Origin of the sequence: Guyparkeria halophila (assembly GCF_034479635.1) — a bacterium.
Classification (GTDB): domain Bacteria; phylum Pseudomonadota; class Gammaproteobacteria; order Halothiobacillales; family Halothiobacillaceae; genus Guyparkeria; species Guyparkeria halophila.
Genome location: NZ_CP140153.1, coordinates 1,360,160 through 1,379,009, shown reverse-complemented (window position 1 = coordinate 1,379,009; position 18,850 = coordinate 1,360,160). Strand labels below are relative to the sequence as shown.

The 18,850-nt window shown below is 66.8% G+C and carries 10 protein-coding genes; 9 read left to right on the top strand and 1 reads right to left on the bottom strand.

Translation table 11 applies throughout. From position 1 onward, the window contains the following. Nucleotides 1-280: 280 nt before the first annotated feature. On the bottom strand, nucleotides 281-1,651 hold the full coding sequence (locus SR882_RS06360; protein WP_322520421.1) for a sigma-54 interaction domain-containing protein: 1,371 nt from the start codon (nucleotides 1,649-1,651) through the stop codon (nucleotides 281-283). A gap of 257 nt (nucleotides 1,652-1,908) precedes the next feature. Between SR882_RS06360 and recC the strand changes: the two genes are divergently transcribed. From recC to SR882_RS06315, 9 genes are all read left to right on the top strand, one after another. Next, on the top strand, nucleotides 1,909-5,541 hold the full coding sequence (recC, locus tag SR882_RS06355) for an exodeoxyribonuclease V subunit gamma (protein ID WP_322520420.1): 3,633 nt from the start codon (nucleotides 1,909-1,911) through the stop codon (nucleotides 5,539-5,541). Beyond that, nucleotides 5,538-9,317 (top strand): exodeoxyribonuclease V subunit beta, encoded by a 3,780-nt coding sequence (gene recB / locus SR882_RS06350; protein ID WP_322520419.1) that lies wholly within the window; start codon nucleotides 5,538-5,540, stop codon nucleotides 9,315-9,317. Before recC ends, recB begins: the two co-directional genes overlap by 4 nt. After that, nucleotides 9,314-11,548 carry an exodeoxyribonuclease V subunit alpha gene (recD, locus tag SR882_RS06345; RefSeq protein WP_322520418.1) on the top strand — a complete coding sequence of 745 codons (2,235 nt, stop codon included), beginning with the start codon at nucleotides 9,314-9,316 and terminating at the stop codon, nucleotides 11,546-11,548. Before recB ends, recD begins: the two co-directional genes overlap by 4 nt. Nucleotides 11,549-11,601: 53 nt before the next feature. Further along, the gene (locus SR882_RS06340) at nucleotides 11,602-11,970 is read left to right on the top strand and encodes an Mth938-like domain-containing protein (RefSeq protein ID WP_322520417.1); all 369 of its coding nucleotides are present in this window, start codon (nucleotides 11,602-11,604) and stop codon (nucleotides 11,968-11,970) included. A gap of 45 nt (nucleotides 11,971-12,015) precedes the next feature. Continuing rightward, complete coding sequence (locus SR882_RS06335) at nucleotides 12,016-13,809, top strand: YcaO-like family protein (protein ID WP_322520416.1); 1,794 nt, start codon at nucleotides 12,016-12,018, stop codon at nucleotides 13,807-13,809. Nucleotides 13,810-13,829: 20 nt separating this feature from the next. Further along, the gene (locus SR882_RS06330; RefSeq protein ID WP_322520415.1) at nucleotides 13,830-14,750 is read left to right on the top strand and encodes an AAA family ATPase; all 921 of its coding nucleotides are present in this window, start codon (nucleotides 13,830-13,832) and stop codon (nucleotides 14,748-14,750) included. Nucleotides 14,751-14,773: 23 nt separating this feature from the next. After that, a complete protein-coding gene (locus SR882_RS06325) occupies nucleotides 14,774-15,712 on the top strand; it encodes a DUF58 domain-containing protein (RefSeq protein ID WP_322520414.1) in 939 nt (312 codons plus the stop codon). After that, nucleotides 15,712-17,700: a transglutaminase family protein gene (locus tag SR882_RS06320; protein WP_322520413.1), complete on the top strand. Its 1,989-nt coding sequence runs from the start codon at nucleotides 15,712-15,714 to the stop codon at nucleotides 17,698-17,700. Before SR882_RS06325 ends, SR882_RS06320 begins: the two co-directional genes overlap by 1 nt. Nucleotides 17,701-17,876: 176 nt before the next feature. Beyond that, nucleotides 17,877-18,848, top strand: a complete 972-nt coding sequence (locus tag SR882_RS06315) for a metal ABC transporter solute-binding protein, Zn/Mn family (RefSeq protein WP_322520412.1) — start codon at nucleotides 17,877-17,879, stop codon at nucleotides 18,846-18,848. Nucleotides 18,849-18,850: the final 2 nt, after the last annotated feature.

Here is an 18,850-nt window from a genome sequence, read left to right as displayed (position 1 = left end):
TCCCTGCGAAGGGGACTGTCGCGTTATTGATACAGCGCAATTGGGCGGGAGCAGAATGGACATGGGTCACAGTCGCCGATGACTGGCGGCAACGGCCCGCGCCGTGCGCCCGACCGGGTCGATACCAGGACGTCCCATTGATGTCGTATTCCGAGATGTCGCATTCCGGGATGTCGCATTCCGGTCGCAACGGGATCAAACAAGGAAAAGGGGGATGGGGGGGGGCGTTGAGGACTGGTGTCTCAGGAAGGACACGTGGTTGAACCAATACCTCGATGGCTCACTCGATCGACAGGTCGTGCTTGCGGATCAGGCGATGCAGGGTGCAGCGCGAGACGTCCAGTAACCGCGCGGCCTCGGTGACGTTGTTGCCGGCCCGGGCGATTGCCTCGGCGATTATCTGTCGCTCGGCCCGCTCCCTGGCGCGTGCCAGGGAGGGAAAGTCAGTGTGATCCTCGTGGTGGGGCTTGATCTCCGGCAACGACACGACCTGACCATCGGCCAGCACGATACCGCGCCGCAGCCGGTTCATCAGTTCGCGAATATTGCCCGGCCAGGCGTAGGTACGCATCGCCGCTTCGGTCGCCGGACTCAGGCGCTTTCGCTTGACCCCGAGCTCATTACAAAAAACGGCCAGGTAGTGTTGCGCAAGTTCGAGTACGTCGGCGCCTCGATCGGCCAGCGCGGGCATCTCCAGGGGAAGTACATCGAGTCGAAACAGAAGATCCTCGCGGAACGTGCCGTCGAGTACGGCGCGACCGAGATCGACGTGGGTGGCGGCAATAATGCGAGCATCGACCGACACGGTGGTCTCACCGCCGACGCGCTGGATCTCGCCCTGTTGCAGGAATCGCAGCAGATTGACCTGAACGTCCATCGGCAAATCGCCGATCTCGTCGAGAAACAGGGTGCCGCCATGCGCCTGCTCCACCCAGCCGGTGCGGCGTTTGCTGGCACCGGTGAACGCCCCCTTCTCGTGACCGAACAACTCCGACTGGATCAGGTTGGGGCTGAGCGCTCCGCAGTTCACCGCAACGAACGGTTCGTCGGCCCGCTCGGATTGGTGATGGATCGAGCGGGCAGCGAGTTCCTTGCCGGTACCGGTGGGCCCGGTAATCAGTACCGGCAGGTGATTGCCGGCATAACGGTGGACCTGGCGCCGCACGGCTTGCATGGCCTCGCTTTGCCCGATCAGTTCGCTGGCGCCTACCGCATCCACACCGCAGGCGGCCTCGTTCGCGGCATGCAAGTCGGCCACCCGGGCCATGGTCCAGGCGTGCCCGATCGAGAAGGTCAGCCGGGTCGGTTCGATTGGTGCAAAACAGAAATCGAAGAAGTAGGCGTGCAGGAAGCTGGCGTGGGCGGGGTTGTCGGCCTGGGCCTTTTCGATGATCGCCACCAACTGCAGGTAGGGAAACTCGCGGCAGAAGGCCGGCAACCAACCCATCGCCGCCTGCATGCCACCGCGCAGGTCGATCAGCGCCACACGGACGCTATCCTGCTTCGTCTGCCGACGTAGTTGATCCGGATCCTCGACACCGACGATCTCCCAGAAGAACGATTCGGTTATGCGCCGAACCTCCTGGATCGCTTCCTGCCCGCGCAAGCTGAGCATCGGCAGGCGCCGGAATGTGCAACTGTCACGACTCATGGCAGCGGTTTCCTCGGAACATCCATACACCGAGCCCCCTTTGGATCCAGGCCGACCGACGGGCGGGCGGTCAAGAACCGTGATCCCATATCATTACTGTATGCCTTTTCCTGCAAATTGCTCATTTTTTGACCAGTGCCGGATTCCATACCGGCGGTGACGACATCGTGGGTCGCGTTTTCCCCGCACCCGGCAATCCCATACACTTGCCCTTTCCCGACCGCCCCTCTTTGCGACGACACGGTAGACACGACGTCTTGACTGATTCCACGGACGCCCACGCCCCGATCACGCCCGGCTTTATCGTGCTGCAGGGAAACCGGCTCGAAGGCCTGAGGGATCTGCTGGTCGAATGGCTGGGCCGTGCACCGCTCGCGCCGTTGGAAGACGAGCGCATTCTGGTGCAGAGCAACGGCATGGCGCAGTGGCTGCGGCTGGCCCTCGGCCGCTCCCGTGGCGAAGGCGGGCATGGTGGTGGATTGGGCATTGCCACCGCCATGGACCTGTTGCTACCGGCCCGACTCCAGTGGCAGTGCTACCGGGCGGTGCTGGGCCGCCAAAACGTGCCCCCGGAAGCGCCACTGGACAAACCTCGCCTGACCTGGCGGCTGCTGCGGCTGCTGCGCGATCCGTCGATCACCGCCGATCCGGTCTTCGAGACGTTGTCGCACTACATCGACGGCGACGAACACCGCGCCTACCAGCTCGCCGCCCGTCTGGCCGACCAGTTCGATCAATACCAGGTCTACCGCGCCGACTGGCTCGAGCGCTGGGCCAACCACGAAGCCACCCTGCCCGGTCCATTGGGCGAAGCCCCGGCGGTGCCAGCCGGTTCCAGCTGGCAACCGGCCCTGTGGCGCGCGATCCTGAACGACCTGAGCGATCAGCCGCCCCAAGCCGACGAGGACCGCGTTCCAACCGGGTATGCCGGCCGGGCGCTGGTGCATCAAGCGTTCCTGGAGCAAGCCGCCCGCCAAACCGAATGCCCAACCGATCTGCCACGTCGTATCGTGGTCTTCGGCGTCTCCGCCCTGCCCCCGCAGGTGCTCGAGGTGCTCGGGGCCATCTCGCGCTGGACCCAGGTGATCTTCTGCCTGCAAAACCCCTGCAAGCACTACTGGGGCGACATCGTCGAGGACCGGCACCTGTTCAAGGCCGCGTACCGACGGATCACCGAACGCAAGATCGACGCGAACCTCGATGATCATGCCCTGCACCAGCATGCCCACCCGCTGCTGGCCTCCTGGGGCAAGCAGGGACGCGACCTGGTCCGGCTGGTCGACGAATTCGACCAAGCGCCCGACCAGGCACCCCAGCGGGCGCAAGGCGGCGAAGCGCTCAACATCGACCTGTTCGACGACCCCCAGCCGACGCACCTGCTCGGCCAGATCCAGGCCGACCTGCTCGACCTGCGCCCGATGCGGGAAATCGAGGCCGAGCAACGCCGGGTCGATCCCGCGGATGCCTCGCTGCGATTCACGGTCGCCCACAGCCCGCTGCGGGAAGTGGAAATCCTTCAGGATCAACTGCTGGCGGCCTTCGATGCCGATCCGGGGCTGCGCCCGCGCGACGTGATCGTGATGGTCCCCGACATGGCCGATTACGCTGCGGCGATCAACGCGGTCTTCGGACGTATCGACCGGGACGATCCGCGCTACCTGCCGTTCGCCATCTCCGATCGCCCCGAGCGCGAGACCCACCCGATGCTGCGCGCGCTGGACACACTCCTGCACCTGCCCGAGGCCCGCCTGACGGCGAGCGAGGTGATGGATCTGCTCGAGGTGGACGCGTTGCGGGCGCGCTTCGGTATCGTCGCCGACGATGTCGCCCTGTTGCGCCACTGGATCGAGACCGCGGGTATTCGCTGGGGACTCGATGCCGAGCATCGCCCCGAGTTCGGCCTGCCGGCGGGCATCGAGCAGAACACCTGGCGGTTCGGCCTCGAGCGCCTGCTGTACGCCTATCTCGCCGGCCCGGAAGACGACTGGGAAGGCATCGTGCCGGTGGAGGGGATGGACGGCATGAGCGCGGCGGTGATCGGGCCGCTGTACACGCTGGTCGATGCGCTGGGACGCTGGCGCCATACCCTGGCGCAAGCCCATACCCCCCAGGGTTGGGCCGACTTCTTCGCGGAACTGCTGGCTACATTCTTTGACCCCGACGCCATCCCGCCCGACGAAGACGAGGCCAATCCGCTGACAACACGCGAGTCGGCATCCAAACTGCGCGATCGCGTGCTGGATGCCACCACCGGCTGGCTCGAGGATTGCCGCTCGGCCGCGTTCGATCAGCCCATCGGCATCGAGACCGCCCGCAGCGCCTGGCTCGACCGCCTCGACGAGCACCGCCTCAACCAGCGATTCCTGGTCGGTGCGGTGAACTTCGCCACGCTGATGCCAATGCGCGCCATCCCGTTTCGCCAGGTCTACCTGCTCGGGATGAGCGACGAGGCGTACCCGCGTCGCCAGCCGGCAGCCGACTTCGACCTGATGAGCGGTCGCTACCGCCCCGGCGACCGGTCGCGGCGCGAGGATGATCGCTACCTGTTCCTGGAGGCCCTGCTCTCCGCCCGCGACCGGCTCTGGCTCAGCTGGGTGGGCCGCGATATCCGCGACAACCATGAGCGGCCGGCATCGGTGCTGATCAACCAGTTGCGCGATCACATCGACCGAGGTTGGTCAGTCGCCGGCCGCGGTAATCAACTGGGTAATGACCTAGAGGGCACGACCTCGTCGACACTGACGACCGAACATCCCCTGCAGCCATTCAGTCGCGACTACTTCACCCCGGGACGCCCCGAGCTGTTCAGCTACGCCCGCGAATGGCATCAGGTGCACGATGCCCCGCCACCCGGCCCAAACGAGGCGAGCGCCGAGCAAGGTGACGAGGCGTCCGCGCCCTCACTGGCCGACCTCTCCCTGCTGCTGAAAAAACCCTGGCGGGTCTATCTCGGTCGCCACCTCGATGTGCCGCCACGCCGGCAGATCAGCCTGCCGGAAGACGACGAGCCGTTCGCGCTGGATGCGCTGGGGGAATCGCAACTCAGCGCCCAGCTGCTCGATCGCATGGTTACCCGCCTGGGCGGCCAGCCGATGGAAACATGGACGCCCGAGCTTCTCGAGCAACGTCTGCCCGAGTGGATTGCCGGCGCCCTGCAGCACATCGCCGGGAGCGGCCAGCTGCCCCTGCCGCCCTTCGATGAGTCGCTGCGCCGCGAACACGGCGAGGCGGTCGGCCGACAACTGCGGACCTGGGCGGCCTTCCAGATCCGCTACCCCGATACCCTGGCGGCCTTCCACCCGGCCGAGCACCTTGCTGGGGGTGACGAGCCGGTGCTGACCGGCGAGATCAGCGATATCCGTCTCGGTGACGACGGGGCGGTCCGGCTCAAGCTCGTTCCGGGCGCCTTGCACAAGGGCAAGGAGCTGAAATGGCATCGCCTGGTGGGCGAATGGCCCTACCACCTCGCCGCCCAACTCTCCGGCCGCCCGGTGACCACCTTTCTGATCAGCGAATCCGATGCGCACAAGGAAACGCTCAGCGAACGCCCGGTCGCGATGCAACCACTGGCGCCGGAAGACGCCCGCGAGCACCTGTTGGCCTTGATCGCCTGCTGGCACCGCGCCATCAGCGCGCCCTTGCCGGCCGAGCCACGCACCCAGATCGCCTGGTTGACGGCCAAGGACGATTTCAAGCGTCGAAGTTCAGCGCGGGCGGCCTTCGAGGGCACCACCCAATACGATGCCGACCTGACGCGCCTGTGGCCCGCGTTCGACACCCTCGCGGCGCAGCCCGATTTCGACGTGATCGCCCAGGGTCTCTACCTGCCGCTGGCCCGATCCACCCGCGGCGAACACCAGAAAGCCCTGCTGACCGAGGGAGAGGCATGAACCAACTCGACCCGATCACCTTTCCCCTGGAGGGCAGCCGCCTGATCGAGGCCAGCGCCGGCACCGGCAAGACCTTCACCATCTCGCTGCTCTACCTGCGGCTGGTTTTGGGCCATCGCGCCCCCGAGCAGCGCAATGCCCGACCGCTCACCCCACCGGAGATCCTGGTCAGCACGTTCACCGAGGCGGCGGTTGCCGAACTGCGCGACCGGATCCGCAGCCGCCTGCAGCAAGCCGCGTGGCTGTTTGCCGGCACCCAGACCCCAGCGCAGGTCGACCCGCCACTGCGCCATCTGTACGAGGAATTCACCGAGACGGAACGGGCTCAGGGCGCCTTTCTGCTGCAACGTGCCGCGGAATGGATGGACGAGGCGGCCATCTTCACCATCCACGGTTTCTGCCAGCGCATGCTGCGCGAGCATGCCTTCCACAGCGGCGCCCTGTTCGAACAGGAACTGCTTACCGATCTCGACCCGGTGATCGGTGACGCCGTCCGCGACTTCTGGCGCACCCACGGCTACCCGCTGGCACAAACCGACGATCGCCTTGCCCAGCAGTTTGCACGGCTGGTAGACACGCCGGGCAAGCTCAAGGGTCGGATCAGGGACCTGATCAAGCGCGACGGCAGCCCGCTTGCGATCGGTGCGGTGACGGCCGCGTCCAGCCGTGATCTGCCGGCCCCGGCCGAGTTGCTCGACCGCCTGGCAGACGATCAGAAACGAGCCGAGACGGCCGAGGGCCGCGCCCGCCAGGCCTGGCTGGCCGATGCCGGGGCGGTCCACGCGCTCTGGCATGCGGTGCGCGAGGGCTTGAACAAGACGAGCCATCCGGAGCAGGAAACGGCCGAGGCTCTTCAGACGTGGCTAGAGCACATCGATGCCTGGGCCGCCGGCGAGGGAACGCTCACCGACACCGATCGGCGGAAGCTCGCCGCGTCGAAGACGAAAAAGGGCCACGAGCCGCCGGTGCACCCCGCGCTGGATGCGATCGCCGACTGGAAGAAGGCGCTGGAAGGACTCGATCGGCAAGCGAAGGAAATCAAACCCATGATCGAGGGGTTCGCCGCCCTGTGGATCCGCGAACGCGTCGCCCATCTGCTCGCCGTCCGACGGGGCATGGGCTTTGATGACATGCTGATCCAGATGCGCGAGGCGGTGGATACAACGCGCAATCCGAATGCCCGAGGGATGATCGAGGCGGTTCGCACCCAGTACCCGGTGGCCCTGATCGACGAGTTCCAGGATACCGACCCGCTGCAGTACGCCATTTTCTCGGCCATCTACCCCCTAGGTGAGGCGCCACCGGAGTCGGACGAACACGCCATCGTGCTGATAGGCGATCCCAAGCAGGCGATCTACAGCTTTCGCGGCGCCGACATCCACAGCTACCTCTCCGCCCGGAAGGCCACCGAGGGACGGCACGCCAGCCTGCCCCGCAACTTCCGCTCGACCAAGCCGTTGGTCGGCGCGGTCAACCACCTGTTCACCATCGCCGACCAACACCCCGACGGCGCCTTTCGCTTCGCGGCCGATGGGGCTCAATCCCCGTTACCCTTCGAACCTGTCCAGGCCAAGGGACGTGACAGCCGCCTGGTCGACGATCGGCGTGAGGGCACGGTGCCCGCCCTGACGCTATGGACGTCGCCGCCGGAAGAGCAATGGACCAGCGGTGTGTTCCGCGAGCAGCTGGCGGTCCGCGCGGCCGGCGAGATCGCCGCAATGCTCAATGCCGGTCAGGCGGGCACCTACGGTTTCGAAACCGACGACGGGCAACGGCAAGGCATCGAGCCACGCGATATCGCCGTCCTGGTGCGCAAGCAGGAGGAAGGCAAACTGATGCGCCGCGTGCTGGCGGATTTCGGGGTGCCGGCGGTGTTCCTGTCGGAACGCTCGTCGATATTCGACTCGACCGAGGCCGCCGACATGCTGATCTGGCTCGAGGCACTGGCCGAGCCATCCCGCAGCGATCGCATCCGCCAGGCGGTCGCCACGGCCAGCATGGGCTTGCCGCTGGACGAACTGGAAGCACGACTGCGTGACGAGACGCGCTTTGATGCCATCTGCCAACAATTTCACGAGTGGCACCACACCTGGCAATCACAGGGGGTGCTCGCCGCGGTCATGGCGCTGTTGCATCACTTCGCCATCCCGGCCCGACTGCTGGAGGCGGACGAACGCCAGAATCACCGCGGGGAGCGCCGCCTGACCAATCTGCTGCACCTGGCCGAATGGCTGCAACAGACCGATCAGGACGTCGACGGCGAGACCGCCCTGATCCATCGACTGCACCTGGCCGTGACCGAGGGCGCCGCCGAGCAGGAAATTCGCCTGGAGCAGGACAGCGCCATGGTGCGGATCGTGACCATCCATGGCTCCAAGGGGCTCCAGTATCCGGTGGTGTTCCTGCCGTTCATCGCCCTGCTGGGTACCGAAAAGGCCAAGTCCGATGAGCCCACGCGTCGACATCGAGACGATGGAGCCGTCTGGGACATGGCGCCCGACAAGGAGGCGACCGAGCGCGCGACGCAGGAATCGATTGCCGAATACATCCGCCTGTTCTACGTCGCGATGACCCGGGCCGAATATGCCTGCTTGCTCGGGGCCGGGCCGGTCAAGGTCGGCAACGCCAAACGCTTCAATCCCGGCAAGAGTGCCTTCGGTCAGTTTCTCGGCTTTGAGGCCGATGAGACCTGTGAACGTCCCGACTATCTCGATCGGCTGGCCCGATGGGCCGACCACCCGGCCATCGAGATCGAGGCCGTGCCCGAACCGCGCGATCCCGGCGTCCATCGTTTCACTCCGCCACCGGAGCCCCAACTCCACGGGCCGCGGCACCCCCATTTCGGCGCCTTCGAGCCATGGTGGATCTCGAGCTTCTCCGCGCTCACTGCCTCGATCGGACACGCCACCCCTCTGCCCGCCCCGGAGGCCGCCCGCGACGAAGTCCGCCTCGAGACGCAGAATGCGCCTGAAAACACGGCGGCCGACTCCCAGCCCACGCCCACGCCGGTGGGCATTCACGCCCTGCCCCGCGGCGCGCAGATCGGCACCCTGTTGCATGATCTGATCGAGGCAATCGCCGACCAGGGCTTCAGCGAGTTTGGCGGGCAGCCCGAAAAAGTCCGCCGATTGCTGTCCCGCACGCCCCATCCCGGCCTGCGAGAGCTCGGGGACGACCAGATCGAGACCGTCGCCGCGCTGCTCGACACCCTGCTGGCCAGCCGATGGCAAATGCCCGGCGACCGCGATCAACTCGCCCTCGCCGAGCAGTCGCATTACCAGGCGGAAATGGAGTTCTGGTTTGCGGTGGACGGGGCCGATCTCGGCCGACTCGACCGCCTGGTGCGCGAACACGTCGCCCCGGGCCGGGAACGGCCCTCGCTTTCCGGCCAGGCGATCAACGGCATGCTCAAGGGCTTTATCGACCTGACCGTCGAGCATCAGGGGCGCTATTACCTGATCGACTGGAAATCCAACTGGCTGGGGCCGGATCAAGCGGCCTATACCCCCGAGGCACTGGAACAGGCCATCCTCGCGTCGCGCTACGACTTGCAGTTCGTGCTGTATCTGGTTGCCCTGCATCGGCATTTGTCCGACCGCTTGCCAGACTACGACTACGATCAGCACGTCGGTGGCGCCGCCTACGTGTTCCTTCGGGGCATCCGCTCGGCCTCCGACACGCCGGACAATGCCGGCATCTACACCTGTCGACCGTCCCAGGATCTGATCGAGGCGCTCGATCGGCTGTTTTCCGGTGACGAGGAGGCCGTGGCATGACCCAACATCCTGCCCTGACCGATCACGTCGCATTGCGTGCCCTGCTCGATCGCTGGGTCGCTGCCGGCTGGTTGCGACCGATCGACCGCGCGGTTGCCGGTTTCCTCGCTCACCGCGCGCCCGAGGCCGCGCCGCTGGCGCAGCTGGCCGCCGTGCTTGCCAGCCACCAGGGTGGCAGCGGCCATGTCTGTCTGGATCTGGCGGCGGTGCGGGAAAACCCCGACTTCACCCTGCGCATGCCACCGGCCGAACCCACCGGGGGAGCCGGCCGGGAAGCCGACACACCCAGCGCTGTCCTCGCCGGCATCGACCTGGCCGATTGGCGACGGGCATTGGCCGATCATCCGGCGGTGTCCACCCGGCGCTGGCAGAACGATCAAGAGGATCACGACGGCAGGCCGTTGGTATTGGTGGACACCGATCGGCCGCAGTTCTACTTGCGTCGGTACTGGCGCGTCGAGGGCCGCGTGGCCGATGGCCTTGCCAACCGTCGCGCGGTGGACCGGCCGTCGGCTCACCAAATACGCCCGGTACTCGACGCCCTCTATCCCGGCAGCAACGACACCGAGGCGACCGACTGGCAGAAGGTTGCCTGTGCGTTGGCGGCACACCAGCCGTTCTCGATCATCACCGGCGGTCCGGGCACCGGCAAGACCACCACGGTGGTCCGCTTGCTGGCCGCGCTGACCTCGCTGCACCTGCACCGTGAAAACGGCGCTTGCCTGCCGCGGATTGCCCTGTGCGCACCGACCGGCAAGGCCGCCGCGCGGTTGGCCGAATCCATTGGCGAGAAGGTGGGCGAAATCGCTGCGATCCGCGCTGGCGGCTTTGACGCCGCGCACTGGCCGGCCGTGGCCGCGCACCTCCCCGACGAGGTGCAGACCATCCACCGCCTGATCGGCACCCGTCCGCTGGCGGAAAAGCCCCGGCATCACCGGGACAACCCGCTCGATCTCGACATTGTCGTGGTCGACGAGGCCTCGATGGTCGGCATGGAGTTGATGGGCCAGCTGGTCGATGCCCTGCCCGCGCGGTGTCGCCTGGTGATGCTGGGCGACAAGGACCAGCTCGCCTCGGTCGAGGCCGGCGCCGTACTGGGTGAGCTTTGTCGCCACGCCGAGAGCGGGGATTACCCCGAGGCACTACGCGACTACCTGCAGGCGGCCAGCGGTCAGCCGGTCCCGAATCACAGCACCGGCCACACCATCGATCACCCCGCCGGCGAGGCGTCGCCAGGGGACCGGGACGACCCGGTTGCCGCGCGTATCGCCACGCTGCGCGTCTCGCATCGCTTCGGCGAGGACAGCGCCATCGGTGCATTGGCGCGAGCCGTGAATCGGGGCGATCTCTCGGGAGCGCTCGAGGTGCTCGAGCCCGCCGATGACGATCAGCCCCCCGGCGAGGTCGACTGGTTGCTCGACTGCCCCGGCGCGGCACACGCCGACCGATTCGCTGCTCGGGTGGTCGACGGATTGCGCCCCTGGCTGTCGATGATCCACGCGCAGCCGGACGGCTTCGACCCGGAATCGCCCGAGCACCAGGCCACGGTGGTCGAGCTGTTCCGTCGCCACAACGCATTCCAGCTCCTTTGCGCCCTGCGGCGGGGGCCGTCCGGGGTCGAGGGGCTCAATGCCCGCGTCCAGGACTGGCTGGCACGCGAGGGGCTGCTGCCCGCCACCGATCGGATCGGGCGTTCAACTGCCTGGTACTCCGGGCGTCCGGTGATCGTGACCCGCAACGATGCCCAACTGGGTCTCGCCAATGGCGACATGGGACTGACGCTGCCGACCCGTTTGGAAAATGGTGACGTCGGCCTGCGCGTGGTGTTCCCGGCCCCGTCCGACGCCGGGCAACCTGACCAGCCCGGGCGACCCGGATCGCATTTTCACTGGATCAGCCCGGCACGCCTGTCCGAAGTCGCGACGGCATTCGCGCTGACTGTTCACAAGTCGCAGGGATCGGAATTCACCCGGGTGGCCATGGTCATGCCCGAGCGCAGCAACCCGATCCTGACTCGCGAGCTGCTCTACACGGCCATCACCCGTGCCAAGCAGCGCTTCACCCTCGTCTCGCCCGTCCGATCGGGGGATGCCCCCCAGCAGCAGGCGACGGCGGTGCTGCAAAGCGCGGTGAGCAGCGTGACCCGTCGCTCGGGCAACCTGCGGCGACGGCTGATGTCTCGTCTGATCGACGCCAACAGCGACGAGATCGAGTGGCGCAAGAACGATTGAGCCATTAGGCTAGGCTTCCCCTTGCCCCACATCCACGCCGACGGACAGACGCCATGCGCTTGACCCAGGATGATCGCGGCCTCAATTTCGTGATCCGCAGCTTTTCCGAGTCTCACGTGACGGTCAACGACCGGCAGCTCGAGCAGAGTTTTCTCCTCACCCCGGAGAACCTCGAGGCAGAGGTGTCGGTCGACGACCTCGACGCGCTAGCCACCGAGGGTGAATCGCTGCTGCTGCGCGACGACCCCGAAGTGATCATCATCGGCACCGGCAGTCGCACCCGCATGGGCCCGGCTGCCCTGTCGGCGACCCTGATGCGCCGAGGCGTGGGCATCGAATACATGGACACGGCGGCAGCGCTGCGCACCTATACCGTGCTCGCCTCCGAGCTGCGCCGGGTGAGCCTGCTGGTGCTGTTCTGATTTCCCCTGATTCCTTTACAAATTCTGGCTGGACAAGATTCCCGAATGACTGAAACCCTGATCCCCGGCAAGGAAGCGCCGCTCGAGGACACCATCGCCCGCGTCCAGCATCGCCTGACCGAACTCGGCTTCGAGATCGAGCCCAGCCTGTGGCGCAACCCGCTCCCCAACTGTTGGTCGGTCCACATCAAGGATCGAGGCTGCCCGGCCCTGTTCACCAACGGCAAGGGGGCGACCCGCGAGGCGGCACTGGCCTCCGCGCTGGGTGAGTTCGTCGAACGACTGGCCTCGCAATACTTCTTTGCCGACTTCCACTGGCACCGCGAGTTGGCAAGCGTCGATGGCGGCACACTGCACGACCCGGCCGAGCGCTGGTTCACCCTGGAACGCCCGGGGGAGCGTCCCGATGGATTGCTCGACGACCGTCTGTGGAGCTTCTACGGTGGCGACACGCTCGAAACCACCGCCGACTGGGCCGATCTCAACAGTGGCGAGAGTGATCGGCTCTGCGCCTTGCCGTTCGTGCGCCAGCGCGACGGGGCCACCATCTACTTCCCGGTCAATGTCGTCGGCAATCTCTACGTCTCCAATGGACTGTCGGCCGGCAACACGCTGGCCGAAACCCACACCCAGGGGCTGTCGGAGGTGTTCGAGCGCTCGGTCAAGGAGCAGATCATCACCGAGGGCATCGCGCTGCCGGAGATCCCCACGGAGATCATGGAGCGCTTCCCGGCCAGCCTCGCCTCCCTGGAGGCACTGAACGAGTCCGGTTTCGCGGCGCGGGCCTTCGACGCCTCGTTGGGCGGACGCTTCCCGGTGATCTGCGTGCTGCTCTACGACCCGCAGACCGGCGGCGTGTTCGCCTCATTCGGCGCCCATCCGCGCTTCGACGTGGCACTCGAGCGCACGCTCACCGAACTGGTCCAGGGCCGCGATCTCGACGACCTGCACGCCTTCCCGGCGCCGACGGCCGACCAGGATCTGGCCGCCGATCCCGACAACATCGAGCTCCATTTCATCGACTCCTCCGGCATCCTGCCCTGGCAGATGCTGCGCGACGAGCCGGACTATCCGTTCACGCCCTGGGGCATGGATGCCGCGGACGTCGCCGACATGACCCGCCACGAGCAGAACGTCGAATACGAAAAGGCGCTGATCGCCACGTTCCACGAACTCGGCCACGACGTCTACATCGCCGATTTCGAGCACCTGGGCCTGCCGGCCTGCCGGATCCTGGTGCCGGATGTCTCCGAAATCTACCCGGTCGAGGAATTGATCGAGCGCAACAACAACCAGGGCCTTCGGCTGTTGCCCTACTTCCAGCGGCTCGACCGACTCACCCCCGAGGAAAGCGGGGCATTTGCCGAGGCCATCGCCGACCTCGCCCTCGATCCGTTGACCCCGGTGACCGACGTCATCGGGCTGTGCGCCGGGCCGGAATCGGTCTGGGCCGGCACGCGCATCGGCGAGATCGAGGTGCTTGCCCGCCTGCATGCCGAGGCAATCAACCCACGGGAGCCCGAGGAAATCGGCATGGATATCGATTGGCTGGCCAGTGTCCCGCCGCTGCCCGAACAACGACAGCAGCGCTACCGGGCCGCCCAGGTGCTGTGGCAACTGCAACAGGAGGCGGGACTGACGGCGCAAGCGACCCGGCAGTCGCTCGCCGCCCTGTTCCCGGGTGACCTGGTCAAGGAGGCGGGACAGGTCCTCGCCGGGCAATGGGGCTATCATCCCCTAACGGCGCTGGAGCCGGGTTTTCGCAACGAACCCCGCCACGCGGCACTGATCGAGGCCTACCGGCGCGCCTATCAGGCAAAACTGGATCGAAGCAACTGAGCAAGGAGCACTGGACGCGCATGGATGCCACAATCTGCCCTAGCATCATCGATCGCACCGGCTCGGTCGTGGTCGGCCAGCGCCCGGCGATTCGCAAGGCATTGACCTGCATCCTGGCCGGTGGTCACCTCTTGATCGAGGATCTGCCCGGCCTGGGCAAGACCACCCTCGCCCACACCCTCGCCCAGGTGCTCGGCCTGTCGTTCAAGCGACTGCAATTCACCGCCGACATGCTGCCGGCGGACGTGGTGGGCAGCTCGATCTTCCAACCCGGTGGTGCCTCGGCCCCATCGGGTTTTCGCTTCATGCCCGGCCCGGTCTTCACCCAGATGCTGCTGGCCGACGAGATCAACCGCGCCCCACCCAAGGTGCAGAGTGCCCTGCTCGAGGCCATGGAAGAGCGGCAGGTCTCGGTGGATGGCAAGCGCTACCCGTTGCCGGCGGTCTTCTTCGTCATTGCCACGCAAAACCCGCTCGACCAGGCGGGCACCTACCCCCTGCCCGAATCGCAGCTGGATCGTTTCGCGATGGTGATCCGTCTGGGCTACCCCGATGCGGAGACCGAGCGGGAGATGCTGCTTTCCGGCGGCGGGCGCGCGCACCTGGCCGAGGTCGAACCGATCGTCGATGCCGAGGGGCTGCAAGGCTTGCGGGCACAGGCGGCTCGCGTGCATGTCGCGACACGGATTGCCGGCTACGTGCAGTCGCTGCTGGCGGCCAGCCGCGAGGCGCCGGAGTTCCGCGTCGGGCTCTCGCCACGGGCGGGGCTGATGCTCCTGAACCTCGCCCGTGCCTGGGCCTTGATTGACCAGCGTGATCACGTCCTTCCCGACGATGTCCAGGCGGTGTTGCCGGATCTGGTCAATCACCGCGTCGGCATGGACGGGCATGACGGCCGCGATGCCGCCGATCTGCTGCTGGAACGCGTGCCGACCCCGTAGCCGTTCGTCGCGCCGAGCCATTCGTGACCCAGCAAACGCTTTCACCCCTGCAGATCCGACCGCGTCGATTCGGCCTGGGCCTGGCGATCATCACGACGGCCATGCTGCTCGCGGCGATCAACTACGGCAACAACCTGATCTTCCTGATCGCCTTCATGATGATCGCCCTGATCATCAACAGTGCCTGGCAGGGCTGGCGCGCGCTGTCCGCGGTGCAACCCCGCGTCATCCCGCCTGGCATGCGTGCCGCCGGCGAGCCCGGTACCGTTTCCCTCGAACTGACCAGCCGCGCGACCCTGCCGCCACTGCAGATCGACGCCGGACTCGAGGAAACCGCCGTGCATACCGACTTTTCCCCGGCGGGTGCCACCACCGTTGCAATGACCCTCCCGGGTGAGCCGCGCGGCTATTTGCCGCTGCCGGACATCACCCTCGCGACACCATATCCGCTCGGGCTGTGGACCATCCGACGCAGCCTTTCCCCGACAATCGGCCAATGGGTTCATCCCGCCCCGGTCGAGGGGATCGACCGGGGCCAACGGACAGAAAGTGACGACTCGGGTGACCAGGCAAGCCTGGAGGGCGATCCGACGCGCCTGCGCAGCTACCATCCCGGTGACCCGATCCGGCATGTCGTGTTCCGGCACTACGCGAAGACGGGCCACCTGCTGACCCGTCACCCGGAGGCGGACAGCGAGCGGCCCGACCCCGAACTCATCGATTACGCGGCATTCGCCGGGCCTCGCGAGACACGGCTGTCGGCCATGACCGAGCGCCTGATGGCCCTCAACCGGGCTCAACGGCCCTGGGTGCTGCGCCTGCCCGGGGAGGGCGATCTGACCGCCTCGGCGAGCGCGAACCTCGCCCAGCGATACCAAACGGCACTGCAGCGATTGGCGCGTTTTGGTCGTGAACGCGATGCCCAGGGCTTCGACCACCCCGCCCCCGGGGAGACGGTCTGATGGCGCTGGCACGACTCGACCCGTTGCTCTGGCTGGTCCTGGTCGGCTCGGTTGGGCTGCTCTTGCCCCATCTGCCCTGGACAGTGCTCCCGATCGTCATCGTGGCGTTCGCCTGGCGGCGGGTGCATGAAGTGGGCGGCCTGCCCTTGCCGCCGCGCTGGATGTTGCTGCTCCTTGCCGCGGCGAGCACGGCCGTGGTGGTCCTGCATTTCCACGCCCTGTGGGGCCGGGATGCCGGGGTGGCCCTGCTGGTGGTGGCCGCCGGTCTCAAGTTGCTGGAAACCCACGAGGCCCGCGACCAGTACGGCGTATTGCTGCTGGCCTTCTTCCTGCTGATCAGCGTGCTGTTGTTCGATCAGGCGATCGTGATTTTCGCCCTGGTGATGGCCCTGTTCTGGCTGTTGGTGGGCGCCTGGATGGGGATCAGCCAGCCGGCCGGCCCGACGGGACACCATCTCGGCCAGCGCTTGCGTGAATCCGGGCGCCTGCTGCTGATCGGCCTGCCGTTCACCCTGATCCTCTTTGCCCTGTTTCCCCGCCCGCCGGGTGCCCTGTGGGGCGTTCAGCAGCCCGGTGGTCAGGCGCAGACCGGGCTCTCCGAGCAGATGCGCCCGGGGCAATTCGATCAGCTCGCCGAGGATCCCAGCCCCGCGTTCCGGGTGCGGTTCGACGGTACGCCCGTTGCGCCCGAGCAGCGCTACTGGCGCGTGTTCGTGATGAGCGGTTTTGCCGAGGACGACCCGGAGAGCTGGATCGCCGACCCAGCCATGGGCTCGCCGCGCGTGGAGACAATCGACGAATCGCGCGTGGCCTATCAGGTCACCCTGGAGCCGACCGGCGCCCGTCAACTGCCCAGCCTCGCCGCTGCCATCGAAACACCGCCCAGAAGCCGGCTTGACGGCAATCTGGTGGTCCATCGCGAACGACCGGTCGACGATCGTCTGCGGTATCGACTGACCTCGGCACTGGATTACCGGCTCGACGTCGGCAGCCTGCCGCGCTTTCGCCGTCAGCAATACCTCGCGCTCGGCGGCCTGAACCCCTTGCTGACGGACCTCGCCGATGACTGGCGCGATCAACCGCCCGCCGCGCGCATCGAACTGGCCCTGGCCTATTTCCGCGACCAGCCATTCGCGTACACCCGCTCCCCCGGACGACGCGACGGCGCGGATCGGGCCGACACCTTCCTGTTCGAAACGCGACGCGGTTACTGCGCGGACTACGCCGATGCGTTCGTGCGCCTGATGCGCGCGGCCGACGTACCGGCCCGGGTGGTCACCGGCTACCAGGGCGGTGAGCTCAACGGCGACTACCTGGTGGTGCGCCAGTCGGATGCGCATGCCTGGGCTGAAGTGTGGACCGCGGATCGCGGCTGGCAGCGCGTCGACCCCACCGCCGCGGTGGCGCCCGAACGCATCGAAGAGGGCATCGCCCGCTCGATGGCCGGCGATGCCAGCCTGCCGGCCACCGTTCGGCGTGAGGAGGGTTCCCTTAGTCGACAGATGCGATTGCTGGTCGAGCAGATGGACAACCGCTGGAACCAGTACGTGCTCGGTTACGACGGGCGACTGCAACAGGAATGGCTCGGCAAGCTGGGCCTGGCCATGAATCATCCCGTCTGGCCGGCGCTGTGGGCACTGGCGCTTGCGATAACGGCGTGGTGGGGGCTGCTCGTACTGCTTGGCCGCCGGGAGCGTCGACGGCAGGCCGGCAGTGAGGTCGAATACCTCTGGACTCGGCTTCAGGATGATCTGGCACGCTTGGGCATCCATCGAGGCAACCCGGAATCCGAGCGCGCGCTGCTGCGCCGGGCGGCAACCACCCTGCCCTTCGCCGCCGAGGATCTGCGTCGAGTCGGTCAATTGCTGGAAGCGACCCGTTACGCGCGCTCGCCGAGTCGGCGCCAGTCGGCCTTGCTGACATCACGACTGGCCAACCTGCACCGACGACTGTTTTGGCGCAGCCGTTGGAAACGGCGGCGATCATGAAAGCCCTCGGGCCGAGCCGGCGACCGGTCCGGCGCAGCCATGGGGTTAATCCCTGTATTACCCCCGACTGACCCCCGGCCGACCCCGGCGGCCCGCTGGATCTAACCCTTGGCCCGGCGTTAGTGTTATACAATAACGTTTTGCCCTGGCACTGAATCCCACGGGAGAGCCGCCCCATGATTGTCGACCGTTTCCCGCTGCCCCGCCGGTTTGCGCCACGCCTCGTCGCCACCGGTCTCGCCTTCGTTGGCGCGTTCGTGGCCCTGAGCGCCCAGGCGGCCGCCCTGACCGTGGCCGTCTCGATTCCGCCACAGGCGTATTTCGTCGAGACCATCGGCGGTGAGCATGTCGACGTGCAGGTCATGGTGCCGGCCAACGCCGAGCCGGTCACCTACGAGCCGACGCCTCGACAGATGGCCGCCCTCTCCCAGGCCGAGCTGTACTTTTCCATCGGCGTGCCCTTCGAGAAGGGCTGGTTGCCGCGATTTCGTTCCGCCAACCCCGAGATGGCCGTCATCGACACCGTCGCAACCATTCAGCGACGGGCGATGGTCGCCCACCAGGGCCACGATCACGACGGGCATGATCACGATGCGGCCCCAGATGAGACGGCCCGTGACCCGCACGTCTGGCTGTCTCCCCCCCTGGTTCGCCTGCAAGCCGAGACGATTCGCGATGCCTTGATCGAGGCCGCCCCCGAACGGGCGGCCGACTTCCATCGTGGCTTTCGCCGGCTTGCCGAACAGATCAATACACTGGACAACGCCATTCTCGACGCCCTGAGCGGCATTGACCCGGACGCGCGACGGTTCCTGGTGTTCCACCCGGCCTTCGGCTACTTCGGCGCAACCTACGGACTCGAGCAGATGCCCATCGAGGTCGAGGGCAAGGAACCCGGCCCGCGGGAACTGGCCCGCATCATCCAGCAGGCGCGCGAGCATCAGATTCGGGTAATCTTCATCGAACCCCAGTTCGCCCAGGGTGCCGCCCGTACCATTGCACGGGAGATCGACGGCGAGGTGTTGACTCTCGACCCCCTCGCGCAGGACTGGCCCGCCGGCATGCGCGCGATTGCCGCCACGCTGGCCGAGGCCCTCGAGCAGACCACGCCGGCAACCGATACCACCCACGAAGGCCAGGAGCACTGATC

Coding starts and splice junctions, on each gene's coding strand:
- recD (WP_322520418.1), top strand. CDS start 9,314: ATGACCCAACATCCTGCCCTGACCGATCACGTCGCATTGCGTGCCCTG.
- SR882_RS06335 (WP_322520416.1), top strand. CDS start 12,016: ATGACTGAAACCCTGATCCCCGGCAAGGAAGCGCCGCTCGAGGACACC.
- SR882_RS06315 (WP_322520412.1), top strand. CDS start 17,877: ATGATTGTCGACCGTTTCCCGCTGCCCCGCCGGTTTGCGCCACGCCTC.
- SR882_RS06320 (WP_322520413.1), top strand. CDS start 15,712: ATGGCGCTGGCACGACTCGACCCGTTGCTCTGGCTGGTCCTGGTCGGC.
- SR882_RS06340 (WP_322520417.1), top strand. CDS start 11,602: ATGCGCTTGACCCAGGATGATCGCGGCCTCAATTTCGTGATCCGCAGC.
- SR882_RS06330 (WP_322520415.1), top strand. CDS start 13,830: ATGGATGCCACAATCTGCCCTAGCATCATCGATCGCACCGGCTCGGTC.
- recB (WP_322520419.1), top strand. CDS start 5,538: ATGAACCAACTCGACCCGATCACCTTTCCCCTGGAGGGCAGCCGCCTG.
- SR882_RS06360 (WP_322520421.1), bottom strand. CDS start 1,651: ATGAGTCGTGACAGTTGCACATTCCGGCGCCTGCCGATGCTCAGCTTG.